The organism is Photobacterium sanguinicancri, from assembly GCF_002265265.1.
GTDB classification, from domain to species: Bacteria; Pseudomonadota; Gammaproteobacteria; order Enterobacterales; family Vibrionaceae; genus Photobacterium; species Photobacterium sanguinicancri.
Genome location: NZ_NOIF01000129.1, coordinates 1 through 15182 on the forward strand (window position 1 = coordinate 1; position 15182 = coordinate 15182).

18 protein-coding genes are annotated in these 15182 nt (G+C 42.5%); 8 read left to right on the plus strand and 10 right to left on the minus strand.

Annotated elements, in window-relative coordinates; translation table 11 throughout:
* The first annotated feature begins 77 nt into the window (after nt 1–77).
* From ASV53_RS16885 to ASV53_RS16900, 4 genes are all read left to right on the plus strand, one after another.
* Entirely contained in the window at nt 78–302 is a 225-nt protein-coding gene (locus tag ASV53_RS16885; protein ID WP_239928830.1) for a DUF4177 domain-containing protein, read from the plus strand.
* Nucleotides 302–538, plus strand: coding sequence for a membrane protein insertion efficiency factor YidD (gene yidD / locus ASV53_RS16890; protein ID WP_062689062.1), 237 nt, complete (start codon nt 302–304; stop codon nt 536–538). Before ASV53_RS16885 ends, yidD begins: the two co-directional genes overlap by 1 nt.
* Nucleotides 539–558: 20 nt before the next feature.
* The gene (locus tag ASV53_RS16895) at nt 559–954 is read left to right on the plus strand and encodes a hypothetical protein (protein ID WP_062689060.1); all 396 of its coding nucleotides are present in this window, start codon (nt 559–561) and stop codon (nt 952–954) included.
* A 79-nt stretch (nt 955–1033) separates the two neighbouring features.
* Nucleotides 1034–1405 (plus strand): spore gernimation protein, encoded by a 372-nt coding sequence (locus tag ASV53_RS16900; RefSeq protein WP_141226266.1) that lies wholly within the window; start codon nt 1034–1036, stop codon nt 1403–1405.
* Between the two features lie 7 nt (nt 1406–1412).
* Here ASV53_RS16900 and ASV53_RS16905 read toward each other — a convergent pair whose 3' ends face one another.
* Nucleotides 1413–1811 (minus strand): nitrous oxide-stimulated promoter family protein, encoded by a 399-nt coding sequence (locus ASV53_RS16905; protein WP_094957946.1) that lies wholly within the window; start codon nt 1809–1811, stop codon nt 1413–1415.
* A gap of 227 nt (nt 1812–2038) precedes the next feature.
* Here ASV53_RS16905 and ASV53_RS16910 point away from each other — a divergent pair, with 227 nt between their 5' ends.
* The 3 genes from ASV53_RS16910 to ASV53_RS16920 all read left to right on the plus strand — a co-directional run bounded on the left by ASV53_RS16910 (nt 2039) and on the right by ASV53_RS16920 (nt 4614).
* On the plus strand, nt 2039–2332 hold the full coding sequence (locus ASV53_RS16910; RefSeq protein WP_048898335.1) for a hypothetical protein: 294 nt from the start codon (nt 2039–2041) through the stop codon (nt 2330–2332).
* Between the two features lie 229 nt (nt 2333–2561).
* The gene (locus ASV53_RS16915) at nt 2562–3218 is read left to right on the plus strand and encodes a thiopurine S-methyltransferase (RefSeq protein ID WP_094957947.1); all 657 of its coding nucleotides are present in this window, start codon (nt 2562–2564) and stop codon (nt 3216–3218) included.
* Nucleotides 3219–3636: 418 nt separating this feature from the next.
* On the plus strand, nt 3637–4614 hold the full coding sequence (locus ASV53_RS16920; protein ID WP_094957955.1) for a leukocidin family pore-forming toxin: 978 nt from the start codon (nt 3637–3639) through the stop codon (nt 4612–4614).
* A gap of 108 nt (nt 4615–4722) precedes the next feature.
* Here ASV53_RS16920 and purT read toward each other — a convergent pair whose 3' ends face one another.
* Nucleotides 4723–5898 carry a formate-dependent phosphoribosylglycinamide formyltransferase gene (purT, locus tag ASV53_RS16925; RefSeq protein WP_094957948.1) on the minus strand — a complete coding sequence of 392 codons (1176 nt, stop codon included), beginning with the start codon at nt 5896–5898 and terminating at the stop codon, nt 4723–4725.
* A gap of 212 nt (nt 5899–6110) precedes the next feature.
* Nucleotides 6111–7166: a GlyGly-CTERM sorting domain-containing protein gene (locus tag ASV53_RS16930; RefSeq protein ID WP_094957949.1), complete on the minus strand. Its 1056-nt coding sequence runs from the start codon at nt 7164–7166 to the stop codon at nt 6111–6113.
* Nucleotides 7167–7625: 459 nt separating this feature from the next.
* On the opposite strand from ASV53_RS16930, the gene ASV53_RS16935 reads away from it, so the two are divergent.
* A complete protein-coding gene (locus ASV53_RS16935; protein ID WP_094957950.1) occupies nt 7626–8030 on the plus strand; it encodes a hypothetical protein in 405 nt (134 codons plus the stop codon).
* Nucleotides 8031–8126: 96 nt separating this feature from the next.
* On the opposite strand, the gene ASV53_RS16940 is transcribed toward ASV53_RS16935, so the two are convergent.
* The 7 genes from ASV53_RS16940 to ASV53_RS16970 all read right to left on the minus strand — a co-directional run bounded on the left by ASV53_RS16940 (nt 8127) and on the right by ASV53_RS16970 (nt 14917).
* Nucleotides 8127–9002, minus strand: coding sequence for a DMT family transporter (locus ASV53_RS16940; RefSeq protein WP_094957956.1), 876 nt, complete (start codon nt 9000–9002; stop codon nt 8127–8129).
* A gap of 155 nt (nt 9003–9157) precedes the next feature.
* Nucleotides 9158–10042, minus strand: coding sequence for a cytidine deaminase (gene cdd / locus ASV53_RS16945; RefSeq protein ID WP_062689051.1), 885 nt, complete (start codon nt 10040–10042; stop codon nt 9158–9160).
* A 245-nt stretch (nt 10043–10287) separates the two neighbouring features.
* The gene (locus tag ASV53_RS16950; RefSeq protein WP_205049207.1) at nt 10288–10968 is read right to left on the minus strand and encodes a CidB/LrgB family autolysis modulator; all 681 of its coding nucleotides are present in this window, start codon (nt 10966–10968) and stop codon (nt 10288–10290) included.
* Nucleotides 10968–11309 carry a CidA/LrgA family protein gene (locus tag ASV53_RS16955; protein ID WP_094957951.1) on the minus strand — a complete coding sequence of 114 codons (342 nt, stop codon included), beginning with the start codon at nt 11307–11309 and terminating at the stop codon, nt 10968–10970. The genes ASV53_RS16950 and ASV53_RS16955 overlap by 1 nt, the downstream gene beginning before the upstream one ends.
* Nucleotides 11310–11513: 204 nt before the next feature.
* Nucleotides 11514–12059: a winged helix-turn-helix domain-containing protein gene (locus tag ASV53_RS16960; protein ID WP_094957952.1), complete on the minus strand. Its 546-nt coding sequence runs from the start codon at nt 12057–12059 to the stop codon at nt 11514–11516.
* Nucleotides 12060–12500: 441 nt separating this feature from the next.
* Entirely contained in the window at nt 12501–13925 is a 1425-nt protein-coding gene (gene sbcB, locus ASV53_RS16965) for an exodeoxyribonuclease I (RefSeq protein WP_094957953.1), read from the minus strand.
* Nucleotides 13926–14182: 257 nt separating this feature from the next.
* Entirely contained in the window at nt 14183–14917 is a 735-nt protein-coding gene (locus ASV53_RS16970) for a DNA/RNA non-specific endonuclease (RefSeq protein ID WP_094957954.1), read from the minus strand.
* Nucleotides 14918–15182 lie beyond the last annotated feature (265 nt).

Below are 15182 nucleotides of genomic sequence, written 5' to 3' on the forward strand. Positions count from 1 at the left end.
AAAAGAACTAATTATGTTAAGAATAGTTACTTAACTTACATTCCTATACTGATTGATTGGTTACAGATAGAGAGAAAATGATGACGGCTTTTAAAGAATATAAAATATTACACATTGTTGAAGGTGGCTGCGGTACCTTGTTGTTAGGCTCTAGTGGTTTACCATTAAAAAAGCTGGAAGCAACATTGAACGAAGAGGCGGCTGATGGATGGCAGTTGGTGTTTCAGGTTATTGAGCGTAAACGCTTTTGGTTATTTTGGAACCGTGAAGCCGTTATTGTCACGTTAGGACGTAATGGGTAATGCTTATTAAGCGTATAGCGTTAAGCATGATTGAACGTTATCAACGGGGTGGTGGTTCAAAGCATTACTTTAACTTGGAATGTAACTTTGAACCCACTTGCTCGGAATACACTCGGCAGGCGATTGAACATTATGGTGTCGGGAAAGGGATTCGACTAGGAATGAAACGTATCCGCCGTTGTAGTGACCCCGACTGTATTCATAAAATTCAGGACCCACTCCCTAATGACGCCTAGCGAAATATAGCGAGTTTAGTATGATTTTACGTCACGCAAAATTGAGTCAACAAGAAGATGCATTACGCGTACAGATCCGTCAGTTAACCGATGCGCAGAGAAAACAATATTACAAGCTAGAAGCTGAACAGGTGAAAGACCCTGATACGTTTGCTGTGCTTAATTGGTTCTTTGTTGCGGGTCTTCATCATTTCTATTTAGGTAAGTTTGCTCGAGGTGGAGTGAATTTAAGTCTGTTTTTGTTGTCGATATTAATACTTGTCATCTATCCCAACCATTGGGCAGGTTACAGTATATTTGTCGGCATCTTGGTGATAGAACTACCGCAATTGCTTAGTTCGCAAAATATTGTACATCATCATAACAATCAGATAATGGCAAAGTGTTTAGCGGATGTACGTCATCCTAAAGCCTAGCTAGCTCTCGTTTACTTAAAGGCGACGCCGAGCTCAGCGAAAAGTTTAGGCTAAGCATTTTGTAAATGAGGAATGCAGTTTGAAATCGATAGTAAAAATGATTGTGTTGGTATCGGCATTGGGTGCGCTAACAGCGTGCAGTGATGAAGGTGAGCTCGTTGCGACACCCGTCAAGAATGTTCAGAATATCGAGGCAGTAAATAGCCAAACGTTGGATGTGCAATGCGATACAGGCATTTGCCAATTTGAGTTATCCACCAGCAGTCATGATGAAATAACCGTCAATATGTTTTACGACGGGCAACGAGCCTTTGATAAAATTGAAGGTGTCAGTGTGACAGGCCCTTCAGGTGCAACGGTTAGAATTGAGGGTAATAATCAGTTTACGCTTATCCTAAGTGGTGATGATGAACCAACCAAAGTACAGGTTATCGACTATTACCGTAACTAACCTTTTTTTACTTCTGATCACAAGCTTCAATTATCTTTCGTCTGTGGCGATTTGACGCATTCGCTACAGGCTTAGATGGAATTCGCCTTTCTGCCAATAAATGACGTATCGCGAGAATAGGGTGCTTATAGAGCATCCTTGGTCCGCTATAACGCATAATCGTTTGTGATGTGTTTTTGTAGTCTGCTTTATAGCAGTGAATTGGGCATTGTCGACAGGTTGGTTTTGCTTCACCGTAAGGGCAACGATCAAGCTTCATTTCTGCATAGTGCAAAAAATCATCACAGTCAGCACAAAGTGTTGTCCCTTGGTGATGATCTCGGCAATAAATATGAACCATCGCAGTTAGGGTTTTGAACTCGATATTTAATGAGCCAAGTAATATAAGCCCTGCATCCGTTTTCATGTGTATACCTGATGTTTTTACGCTAGTCATGAACCTATATATAAAATACACCTATTTGGTTTTGTGAGCAAAAGTTGATCACAAAACGTGATTTATATGACATATTTAGCGAAACAGGTAAGCAACATGAAAAAATAACGTGTTTTATTGCAAGAACTGGCCTTGATGGGTTGATTTCATGGGGTTCGCGCAGTAGTATCCGCTCCTCTTTTTTTGTGGTGGTGTATATGAGCAGATTTGAGTGCCTTGAAAGAATTGTTGACGAATACCGTAAGAAAGTTCGCGACGCTGAGTTCAACAAACAGAATGACAGTGAAGTAGCTAAAGTATTGGTATTATTGGTCGGTAACTCTATGTTTAGCTTGGCAGATGAATTTGCGGATTGGGTTAACCGTGGTGGCGATCGTTCATACGGTGGTAAGTTCTTCGTTTCTAAGCAACTAATGACGTTGTTAGAGCCAGTAACTTTCCGTGGTGTGACTGTGCGCCGTGACTCGATTAAGCTATTCCGCGTGTCTTAAGCTGACCGCATAATAGAAATTCAATGACTTTCATGAAGAAAAATTGAAGACCAAATTTTTCAATCCAGCTTCATAGACGAAGTATGATTGAACCAAAAGGATGCCTCGGCATCCTTTTTGCGTTTTTAGCGCATGCATCTTGTGCTACTGGTCGAGATTGGTATGCTAGCGTTAATACAAGCTAGATAACTCTAGATAAAATAATAAAGTCAGTTAAGAGAAAATCAAAATGGACGCAGAATTTTGGCATAGCCGTTGGGCTGAAAATCGAATTGGATTTCATTTGGATGATGCAAACCCATTATTATTAAAATACTGGGCAGCGTTAGGTGCAACACGCGCAGACAGCGTATTAGTACCTATGTGTGGCAAATCCATTGATTTGGACTGGCTTGCACAAAAGCACAGCAGTGTTGTTGGCATTGAACTAAGCCAAATTGCAGTGCGGTCGTTTTTTGCAGAGCACCTCTATACGCCAATGGTGATAGAGCAGGGCAATGGCCAAGCTATTTATGAATTTGATGAAATTAAGATTCATTGTGGTGACTTCTTCACTGTACCGGTTGAACCTACAGATGTGGTTTACGATCGTGCGGCACTGATAGCTATGCCTGAAACACTGCGTAGGCAGTACGCTGAGCGTTTGTTATCACTGACGAAGCCTGGTGGCCGTATATTACTTATCACGCTGGACTACCCGCAAGAGCAGCTAAATGGCCCTCCATTTTCTGTCGATGAAGCGGAAGTGAATGCGTTATTTGAAGGCTGCAATATCACGCTGCTAGAGCGTGATGATAAAGATGAATCCCACCCTCGACGCAAGCAAGGTATCTCACGTTTTGCTGAAGAAGCTTGGTTGATTGAAACGCCAACATTAGCGTTATAGAACAAACCATTAAGAATAAAGAAAGGAGCAGCTACGCTCCTTTTTTTGTATCTGTCATTTATGAGAAAGTGATTATGACGACAATTTAATGGAACTATCATGTTATACATTGCCTAATTAATCAGCATGAAAACCAATTTACTGACAAAATTATCAGAGCAAGATCAATTTTTTGATAATTATTCTTATTTGCGTTTTGCGAGCAATATATCGCTTTTTGGTATTTGTTTATATAAATACCTATCTGTATTTGCCTGTGGTATTTCGATTATCTCGTTGATTCTTATCTGGTTTATGTTGTAGTTGAAGGCATGATTATTTCATTCTTATATACCATTTAGTACTGGATTTGATCTGGTTGATGCTTTTTAGTCAAGGTGCTAGTTTCTGGGACTGTTCCCAGAGAATGGATTTTAAAATGAATAATAAAATACTAATGCCTGTTATTTTGGGCCTTGCAGCTGCGACCGCAACATCTGTTTCTGCTAATGAGGTTGTCGATAGTATCGTTATCGATGAGGTGAATTTAGAGGGGTACGTTAAAAAAAGTTTTGAAGTTAAATTTGAAAGCGAGCCTGAATTGTTCCCGTATGCCTTCCGTGGTAGTAGGGTACAAATGAAATTACTGGTTGAGCTGTTTTACAACTCTAACAATGGTAAAAAAGCAGCCCGTGTTGTTACCTTGGGTAATGGCTATGTCCCGGGTAAATCTGGTGTTAAACAGACATATGATGCCCCTTTATTAGCACGCTTTACACAAAACTATCCAGTAACGTTTGACTACAGTATTTATCAGGCTGGTGGAACACCAATTTTTGGAGATGATTATTCACCACAAAATGAAACCTCAGATGTTTCAGTATCAACGACCACAGTGGCACCGACTATAGGCTTAACTGCAACCGCAACGCCTGGTTCAGCACCGAGTTTTTCAGGATCGTTAAGCACTCAGTTAGGAGTGTCATACACATCCCGATATTCAAGCAAAGACTATGTTACTGCTGTGAAACCTTCTGTTGGTAGCACACGAGGAACAGGTGTTAAGTGGACGACATCGCTTAATCAGTTGTACACCAATGATTATCAGTATTATGGGAAATGGGCGGGTGTTTACCACTACACGGATTGTTATAACGAGAATCTACTGCCAGAAGAAAATTTACCGCGTTTAATTTATGGTTTTAAACCTAAATTCCAATATGTGTTTACACCTGAATTTGAACGAGGAACAGAACCAAAAACGGAGATGATTGTTCGTGCGGGTATGAAGCAGGTCGAAGAAGGGTTTAGCCGCGGAGCTTGTACATGGTCTGACTACGGTACTAAAAACCATTATACCGAAGCTCAGGTACGTTTTAGTATTGATTGGGATCAGCTAACAGTTAATCCGTACTAAGCCCAATAGTTATGAATTAAGAAATAACGCACAGCTGGTTACAGGGTAACTAATTGTGCGTTTAACTCATCATAGGGGCAAATTAGCAGACGGTTTTACATCCGACTTTTACATTACTACTTTCACATCAGCAGCGGTATCGACGGCATCTGTAACGGCTTGTTCAATCGTGTCACGACGTGTTAGCGCAACACCCAAACGGCGACGGCCATCAATTTCTGGTTTACCAAATAACCGTATTTGCGTTTGAGGACGTGATAACGCTGCGGTTAGGTTATCAAATCGAATGTTTTGTGAAGTACCTTCTGCAAGGACAACAGCAGACGCTGATGGGCCGAACTGGTTAATACTATGAATAGGTAAACCTAAGAAGGCACGTACGTGTAGCGCGAATTCTGACAGCTCTTGTGAGATCAGTGTCACCATGCCTGTATCGTGTGGGCGAGGTGAAACTTCACTAAATAGTACTTCATCACCTTTGATAAATAGCTCTACGCCAAATAGGCCATACCCACCCAGTGCGTTTACCACTTTTTCAGAAACAGCTTGTGCCGCTGTAAGTGCCTTGTCTGACATTTGCTGCGGCTGCCATGATTCACGGTAGTCACCATCTTCTTGGCGGTGACCAATTGGCGAACAAAAGTGAACGCCATCAGATGCACGAACTGTAAGTAGCGTGATTTCATAATCAAACTCTACAAAGCCTTCGACGATGACACGTCCAGCACCCGCACGGCCGCCTTCTTGTGCATATTTCCAAGCTGATTCAATATCAGCTGGGGTTTTAATAACACTTTGCCCTTTACCTGAAGAACTCATGATTGGTTTCACCACACAAGGTGTACCAATGCGCTCAACAGAAGCGACAAAGTCATCATATTGATCTGAAAATTCGTAAGGAGAGGTTGGAATATCGAGTGTTTCAGCCGCTAATCGACGGATACCTTCGCGGTTCATTGTTAGCTTAGTTGCATTCGCCGTTGGGACAACGTTCAAGCCTTTAGCTTCAAGCTCGACAAGAGTCTCTGTGGCAATCGCTTCAATTTCAGGTACCACGTAATGCGGCTTTTCAAGTGCAATAACACGTTTCAATGCTTCTGCATCTAGCATATCAATCACGTGGCTACGGTGAGCAATGTGCATTGCAGGTGCATCTGCATAACGGTCAACAGCAATAACATCTAAACCTAAACGCTGGCATTCAATGGCGACTTCTTTACCTAATTCACCAGAGCCAAGAAGAAGAACGCGAGTTGCATCAGGGCGAGTAGCTGAACCTAACATTGATAATCCTTACGAGTGAGTATTTAAACTGCGGACGATCATACCTGATTTAAACAATTGCGCAAACGTTTGCGTGGGTAGGGAGAGCACTTGATTAATAGTTAATCTAAATTTATAACAAGGGGGCAATTCAGAAATGAGTGGCGGTTTAAGTATGAATTGATAGGAAGTTGGCTGTAACCGTGGGGGTCACAGCCTAGAGTTAAGCTAAATTACCGACGTTTACAAGCAAGAAGCCCTAAAGAAAGTAGTGCAAAGATACCAAATGAACCACCGCCACCACCATTATCTGGGATTGGTTGTGGGTCGGGAACTGGTTTTGAGTCTGGTTTTGGATCTGGTTTTGGATCTGGCTTAGGTGGTTCAGGTGGTTTTTTGTTAATAAGAACATACGCGTTAGTGGTGTTATCCAAAATTAACTTACCTTCATCACCGTTACTTGTTATGTCATACGTACAGGTAGCATAAGGAGCAATGGTGTTATCGCCCACGCAAGTACCAGAAGTAATTGTGGCATCCCCTTCGGTATAAGCGGTATCTGCTGTTGGGTTAACGTGCAGTGATTGAACGGTCACGGTATTAATGCCGTCAACGGTTTTTAAGCGCGTAGGGTAATGCCAGTCATTGATAGTGGTCGTGATAAAATCTTTAGCCCCATGAATATAAGAAGCACTGTAAATACCAAGACCATGATCAGCAGAGAAGATGGCCGCAATACGGTTTTGAGAGTCTGTTACCGCACTACCAGAATCCCCACCAATTGGTTTACCTTTACCTGCAATATCGCGAAGAAATAATAAAGTAGGGTTGTTTGGTGAATCAAGGTCATTAAACCCTTCAAGCTCAATATAACCAAGCTCACGCTTGCCACCCCCAAACCCTTTAAGTCCAACAGTTGAACCATATATAGGTTTTTCTGGCGTTATCACGTTGATAGTATCGTAATCTACGCGCGAAGTTTGTTCCCATAAACCAATATCAATACCGATGCTGTAACCGTTGGGAAAGTCGTGAATAGATTTTGTTTCAATGAGGTTATTTTCTTCTCGGTATTTCGGAGAGAAGCCAACGGGACGTTTCCCATCCCACCCACAGTGAATAGCAGTTAAAACCCACTTACCTGCTAACAGTTCGCCAGTACAGTTGGTTTCAACTTTTGAGTTTTCGGTTGTCCAGTCTAAAACTTTTCCGCCTTCGACAGCGAGAGCGCTGGATGAGGTAAGAATAAGGGCAGTTAGAATAGATGCCGTAATGTTGTTGTATTTCATGAATTTGAGTCCTTATTATTGCTGAGTTAATTTCAACATATCATGGCGTGTAAAAATGCAACTCGTTTCGCATTCCGGCATCTAATAATTAATAAACTAATCTTTACGGCAGTATTTCACTACGTGATAGGGCATTCTGGTTTCGTGTCCGTGTCCGTGTCCGTGTCCGTGTCCGTGTCCGTGTCCGTGTCCGTGTCCGTGTTCGTGTTCGTGTTCGTGTTCGTGTTCGTGATTTGATCCTATCGTGTTAGATTTCATTCCTCCGCCAGAACTGTTGCATAAGGAGGCTAGCCATTAGTGAATGGCCAAATGTTCCGTAAGGTTTGTAAAATGATTGTCAGACTTTAAGGTTAGGCCTCGTTAAATACGGACTGAGTCGTTACAGTGTGGGCAATCTAGCAGTGTTACTTTATTAGGCTGCTTCAAATCAAGATTCATATTGATATAGGTAAATGACCAATGAAAAAGTTGTTAGTGGGTTTAGCATTGATTGCTGCAGTACCTTTCTCGGCACATGCATCTAAAGGTATCGGTGTGTTCTTAGGTAGCCCGATGTCTGGCATTCAGTACAAACATGATGATCTTCGTTTTTCGTTGGGCGTTGAAAAGTTCGGTGTCGCATTCGACAAAACATTCAATATGGGCACACTTACCGACAACCGTAAGCTTGATAGTTTGTACACTTTTGTTGGCGCACAGTATGTTGATCACCATAACAAAAAAGTGGGTGTACGATCAGGTGTTGGCTTTCAGCTACCCATCAATAGTTTCGAATTATACGGTGAGCTAGGGCCGTCGTTGTATGTTGTTGAAGAAGTGGATTTAGATCTAGAGGCGGCATTGGGCTTTCGTATCCGTTTCTAACCCAATCTGTCAGCTGAATAAAAAAACGCCACCTCGATCGAGGTGGCGTTTTGCCATCTAGTGTTGATTCAAAAGTGATGATGATTAATCAGCATCTTATTTTTTACGACTTTCCCAATGGGTAATGAAGGCGACGGAAGCAATAATGATTGCGGCACCTAACCATAATCGGCCTGGTGGCACCCAGCCAAACACAATCCAGCCAGCCAGTACATTGAGTGGTAATTTTGCATGGTCAAAAGGCTGTACAAAAGAGGCGTCGGCAACCGCATAGGCTTTTGCTATTGCCCACTGTGCTAATCCTGTTAATAGCCCTGCACCCACTAATAATCCCCAAGTCTCTACAGAACTCGGCATCGTAAAGTCGGGTAGAGCCAGCAAAATATTGAAAGGCGTTATTAGCAGCAACAGATACACAACCATGGTGGTTGGTGAATCGTACGCTGACATTTTTTTCACCATTAATGAATAACTCGCCCAAAAGAATGCGGCGCCAACGGGTAATAACGTCGCCCAGTTAAAGTCATTCCCCCATGGTTCTAGGATGATCATTGCGCCAACAAAGCCCGCAAGGGTGGCAAACCAACGAGCAGCCCCCACACGTTCACGTAAGAAAATCCCTGAGCCGATTGTTGCGAATAATGGCGAGGTCATCAGTAGGGCAATACCTTGCCAAATAGGAACGGGATAAGCCAACGCCCATAACCAAAGTTGAATACCGATAACAGAGAGAAATACGCGGATACAGTGTAAGCCGAAATGTTGCGTGCGCAAGGCTTGGCGGAGTCCTAAGGATCGAAGCCAAGGTAGCATCGCAATAAGCGCAATGAAGTATTGAATAAAAGCAACGGTAGTCGAAGGTAAGTGAAGCTTCACGCTCAGTACTTGAGCTAGGCTATTAACAATGGCAAATGCTAAGCCTGCGGTGAGCATCCAGCTCGCGCCTTGGATTGGATTATGGTGTTGAGACATGAGTAAGAGGCTGTCTGATGAATAGTGTGAATAATTTACAGAATCATACGCTTGTGCACTTATATCACCAAGCATAAATGAAAAAAGCGATGCCAATATATGGACATCGCTTTTTCTACGGTTACACAATTAGCCTAATGGCTGGTGTGTACAACTTATAGCGCACTATAAGTTAATGGGATATCTGGGTTGAGTGCTTCAAGTGTATTTTGCGTATCAGCAAGGTGACTAATGCTGCTACTTTGCTCAACAAGTGCGGCTTCAATGATACGGCTTAATTCGTAACCTGCCATATTCATATTGATAAGTGCCACTTGGAGCGGTGGTAGGCTTGGATTGAATGCGGCATTTTCAGCATACATGCCAACGAAAATACGACCGTCATCCGTTTTTAAAGCAACGCCACTGAAGTTTTTGGTATAAGGCGCGTGAGCACGGTTAGCGGCTTGGCAAGCGGCTTGAACCAGTTCGCTCTCTTCATCAACACCAAGACCATGATTGATTTCAGTTAAGAGTCTTTCAGTGATACCGAGATCGCTTGGGCCAAACGATTCTGGTAAATATTGTTGTAGGGTCTTTTCTTCACGCTCAGGTAACTGAACCTTAATGGTGTCTGCTGTGCTCAGTTCATTCATGAATTGACGGCAGTGACCGCATGGGCTGTAGTTGATGGTGATATCTTTAACACCAGTTTCGCCTTTAACCCAAGCGTGGCTAATCGCAGATTGTTCTGCGTGGACCGTTTGCGAAAGTGCAGCGCCGACAAATTCCATATTGCCGCCGAAGTATAGGCGACCTGAGTTGCCTCGAACTACTGCACCTACACAAAAATGAGAAAGGGGAGACACAGAATACGTGGCTGCAAGAGGAAGCAGCGCAACGCGCAATTCGCTGTCAGTCATATGAGTTTGGCTGAGTAAGTTGTCGAATTGCTCTGCACTGATGGTAGCATCGAAATTGCCATCTTCCAGCATAGGCTTGATTGCAGTTGCAAGATCAGCCGGTAAAGAACCTAAAGCATCCATTACTTTAGTGTGCATGGTGGATTTCTCCGTCTTGTGTATGGAGAAATATTGTAGACAGGTCAAAAGAATAATAGTGTGATCATGATCACGTTGTTATTTATCTTGTTTCACCCATTACATAACTGAGAGTGAGGTCACACAAAGGGGCTAATTCGATATCCTTATTTTTCAATGAATTAGTTTTGTATTCGATTACTTGCACATAACGATACCAACCCCATTAATTACCAAAGCATCCATATTAACTAACGGTATTGGCATTAATAACCAAATAAGGCTGCAATGAGAGGGAAAAGCACAGGGGCCAGTATTGACGTCATGACGCCACAGATCACCAAAGCAAGTGAACTAAAAGCACCTTCTTGATAATTTTCTTCAGCAGCTTTTGCAGTACCAAGTGCATGAGAAACCGTCCCCATGGTTAATCCTTTTGCTATCGGTGCTTTAATGCCAGCCAGCTTAAATAGTGGGTAGCCCAAGACAGCACCAAATAAGCCCGCAATGATCACCATAATGGCTGCAATAGCGGGTACACCACCAATTTGTTCTGCCACAGCCATAGCAATGGGTGTCGTTACAGATTTAGGTAAGATGCTTGCTACTAACTCGACATTTGCACCTAGCGCAAACGCAATACCAGCACCGGTTACCATAGAAAGCACACTGCCAATAAAGCAAACAGTAAAAATGGTTTTCCACTTTGCACGGATTTGTGACAGTTGCTCATAGAGCGGGAAGGCAAGTGCGACAACCGCAGGTTCTAGTAGTGCATTGAGCCATTTATTTTGTTCAAAATAAGTTTCATAAGGCACATTTAGCCACATGAGCAAAGGGATAATAATAATTAAGCAAATAAGTAATGGGTTGACGATGGGATGCTGAAGTCGTTTTGAAATAAGACGAGCAATATAAAAGACCACTAAGGTCGTGATTAACCAAATCATTGCTTTTCCTTATGGTGCGCTGCAATACCGATAACAAGAAAGACGACTAAGCTGCTGCCAATGGTACTGAGCAAAATAGGAAGGCTATTGGCACTTAATAAAGCAAAGTGATCCATGAGGCCAACACCTACAGGCACAAATAGCAGCGCCATATGACGAATTAAGAGATGGCAACCTGATTGCACCCAATGAGAGCGTATTAGGCCAGCAGACAGTAAACCAAAGAGAATAAGCATGCCTAGGATACTACCGGGTATAGCAAGCCCAAGTAATGCTTGGATACCTTTACCCAAGAAAAGGCAGACGAGAATGATGCTGAAGGAGCGTAGATAACTCATGCTTTTATGCGATGCCAGAAGTAATGCTATTGCTTGATGGATTTATCATACAAAATAAGTGTGACCTACGCCACACTTATTTGAGGGGTTAAGTGCGGGGTGAATTTGGTCTGACAGGGGGATATGCCGCCAATTTTAACGCTTACTTTCTGTTAATTACAAAACAGAATAGCCAAAAGCATTGCTATAGGCGGTGGTTCAGAGCTATTGCAATAAAATACTGTCAGCGAGAAAGAACAACGCCACTCCCGCTGCTGCCAGTAACAGTACTGAGATTTTGTGTAGCATGCTGTGCTTTACGATATGTTCAGTCGCGGATTCTTGATTGTCCTCCTCTTGTTCCACTGCTTCGTTTTTAAATTGCGTAAATCCTGATTGTTTAAAAGTATGAACCAGCCGACAGGTTTTACTGGGTAGCGGCACTCTAAAACCATGGTTGGTAACCACTTCAATAGCAATGGCGGGTTGATCTTGATAACTGAGTTTGTGGTTAAGCGATACTAACAACGCATTCAGATCGAAGTTGCTTTGATTGTTTTCTTCGTAACTGTCGAGTTGAATAAACGTTTTTCTGTATAACGCTTGAGGGTTAACCACCTCACCAGCGCAATAGCATAACGCTTCCAGTAAGCGTGACTCATGCACCGTTAATAAAGTCTCAGACCCATCCTGCCACACTAAAATTCGCAAGTCGGGTTCAAAATCTACGCTGGGGAAACGATAACAGCGCGTCAGGGCTTTTGTTGTCATAGCTACCACTTAATGCCATTAAGCCAGAGTGTATATCAAGCGTAACCGGTCATCCTTAGTGCGCGTGATATTGATATGGCTATGTAATATCAATTTAAATAAGTAACTGATCATTTGGGCTGGTTAAAGTCACTGATAACGACGATATAGATTTTGTAGATAGCATCGCTCCGCTAACTGAAATCTATTCCTTGTTCTGGTGACTGTTCAGCGCAATGACCGAATACTTACTTATTCAGATTGCTATAAGGTGAACAGGCATCAAACCGATGCTTGTTCGCTAAAGTAAGTGTGACTGCCAAGAGGGATTCCTTCAACTTTTGAAGGGCGGAAACTGTCTTATTAAAAACACCCTGAAAGCTAACGTTATCAGGGTGTATAAGAAAGTCTTGCTTGTGAAGAGCTTAATGCGGGAAGTTATGTTTTTTTACTGCCGTTAAGTTAGGCTAGCTGGATGACATAGTCATACACTTTTTTCAGGATAGCCATTTTCTTTTCGTCTTCCTGGTGTTCCATTGCCACATTATCCAAATTTTCGATATAAGACGGCAAGTGTGTTTCAAAGTAGTCTTGGCAGTGGTGCTTCCAACGCATTTGCTCTTGCGGCGTTAGTGTTAGCGGGAAATTACGGGCACGATAACGGAACAACAAAGGCTTAATTCGCGCATCGGCAACTTGAGGTTCAAAATCGACGAGCTCAAGTGGATCCATTTCACGGATAATATCCATAGAGGCACGATCGGCATGAGAGAAGAAGCCATCATATAACTTGGTATCCACGTTATCATGAGGTTCAAATTCACGATCAACACTGAATATTTCAACTAACTTTTCACGCACTTCTGGGTGAGCTTTAAGTATCTGAAGGTGTTTCAAGCAAAGCTCACGATCAATACCCAAACGCTCTGCATCATCAGCTTTCAATGTTTTAGCAGGGGCAAGCACTGGGCACTTATTTAGGTGAACCAGCTTCACTGGCACTGGGAGCTCATCGGGACCTAGATCGCTGCGTTTAGTGTACAAACGTTGACGTAGAGTCTCCGCATCAAGCTCAATCAGCGGCGTTGGGTCTTTGGCGAGGTTTACTGTAATAACCGCGTTCTTGTTGTCTGGGTGCCATTCCATTGGAACAATCCAGCTGGTATTACCGCACTCAGAGCCAAACATACCTGATACATGCACTAACGGCGTTAAATTAATAATGTCGATAAGTTCTTGTAGCTTACGTTTATTACGTAAATCGAATAGGTAGCTAAATAACTTAGGCTGATTTTTCTTGAGGATCTTTGCCAACTCAATGGTGGCGTATACATCAGCCATTGCATCGTGTGCATTAGCGTGTTCAATGCCATTCGCAACAGAAAGGTGTTCCAGTTTAAAGCTCGGGAAGCCTTCATCATTGGTCGGCCAGTTTACACCTTCAGGACGAAGTGCGTAGCACGTGCGCATGATATCGAGCAGATCCCAGCGCGAGTTACCGTTCTTCCAGCTCCATGCATATGGGTCGAAGAAATTACGATAAAGAGTATAACGGCTCACTTCATCATCAAAGCGCACGTTGTTGTAACCAATCACACAAGTATTTGGTTTGGAAAGCTCATCATGAATTTTGGCGATAAACTCATGCTCTGGTAAGCCTTTCTCCATTGCCTCTTGTGGCGTAATACCAGTGATTAAGCATGCTTCAGGTGAAGGGAGATAATCGCTTGGTGGCTTACAGTAGATGACCAAAGGTTCCCCAATAATATTGAGGTCCATGTCGGTACGAATTGCTGCAAATTGAGAAGGGCGATCTATCGATGGGGTCGCACCAAACGTTTCGTAATCTAACCAAAGCATGGTTGGTTGATGATTGTTATTACTCATTATTTTTCCCTGCTGGGATGAATTACTTTACTGTCTTTATAGTAACAAATAATGGGGGAGCAACTAAGGTATTATGGCATCTACCTAAATATTTATTCTTAGAGATAAGTCTTTTACTTGATAAGTAACTAGCGAAGTGAGTCAGGATCTTGCAATCAGTATGGAATGCTAATGCTGAAAAAAGGCAGCATGGCTGCCTTATGGGTCTGGATTAGCTTGCGTGGTTAAATTTATCTCTGTTTGTCATGAGTCACGAATTACCACATATTCCATGTTTGGGCTTCAATGTCATTTTCAATACTATCTGGCAGTGCACTGAAGAAATCGAGTTGCGTTACTTGTTCAACTTCATCGACAGTTGTAATGAAAGAGGGTAATTCTGAGGATGAGATTTTACGGTGTGGAAGAATAAATGCGATTGCATCGTTGTCAGTAGGGTCGAGAATTACCTTATAGAAGCGATGTGGAATATAGACACCGTTACCAATATACGTTTCATTACCATCCCAAATAGGGCCAGATACAACATAAAGCTCGTTGTAGGTGTTAGCCCATTCACGTACTTTTTCTTCGAGTCCTTTCCATCCACCGCGATTAAACCCTGGTAGTTGTGGCGCCATATTCGACATCAAAAAGCTCTGCTGCATAGCGACTTGAGAGAAGTCCATGGTACCAGACGGTGCTAAGTGTCCTCGGTCATACCCTGATTTTGAATAGTCACTGCTGGTTGCGCGAAAAGCGATAGGTAATTCTTTATCAGTACGAAAACTATTAGAGCGTTTATAGAAAGCATTCACACTTTCTTTTGTGATGTGATAAGCAACCCAATTGGAAACCTTGTTTTGGTAATTATAGCCGGCGGCATAACCATCTCTACATAGGACTTGGTCGCTGTTGTTGGGTGTTCCTTTAACGAGATGTTGATTACAAACTGCGGCAGAAGCGGATATTGATAGGCTAAGGCTAAATATTGCAAATAAGAGGTGTTTCATGTCTCGTCCGTATTCTATAGGTGTACAGGACGAACAATAATATTGACTAGAGGTATGCAAGGGTATTGATATGACTATAGATTGTGACTGGTGTTTTTTATAAATTCAAGCAGTGAGGTTTTACGCACTTTATCAACGATATTAGTAAGATAGGAGTAAGTTTTGATTTGTCTTGAACGATATCGGAGTTCTAGAAGGGAATGGTCAATGACAGATGTAAAAAAGGGCGTCCGGAGACACCCTTTAGAAATTTTATAATCTGACT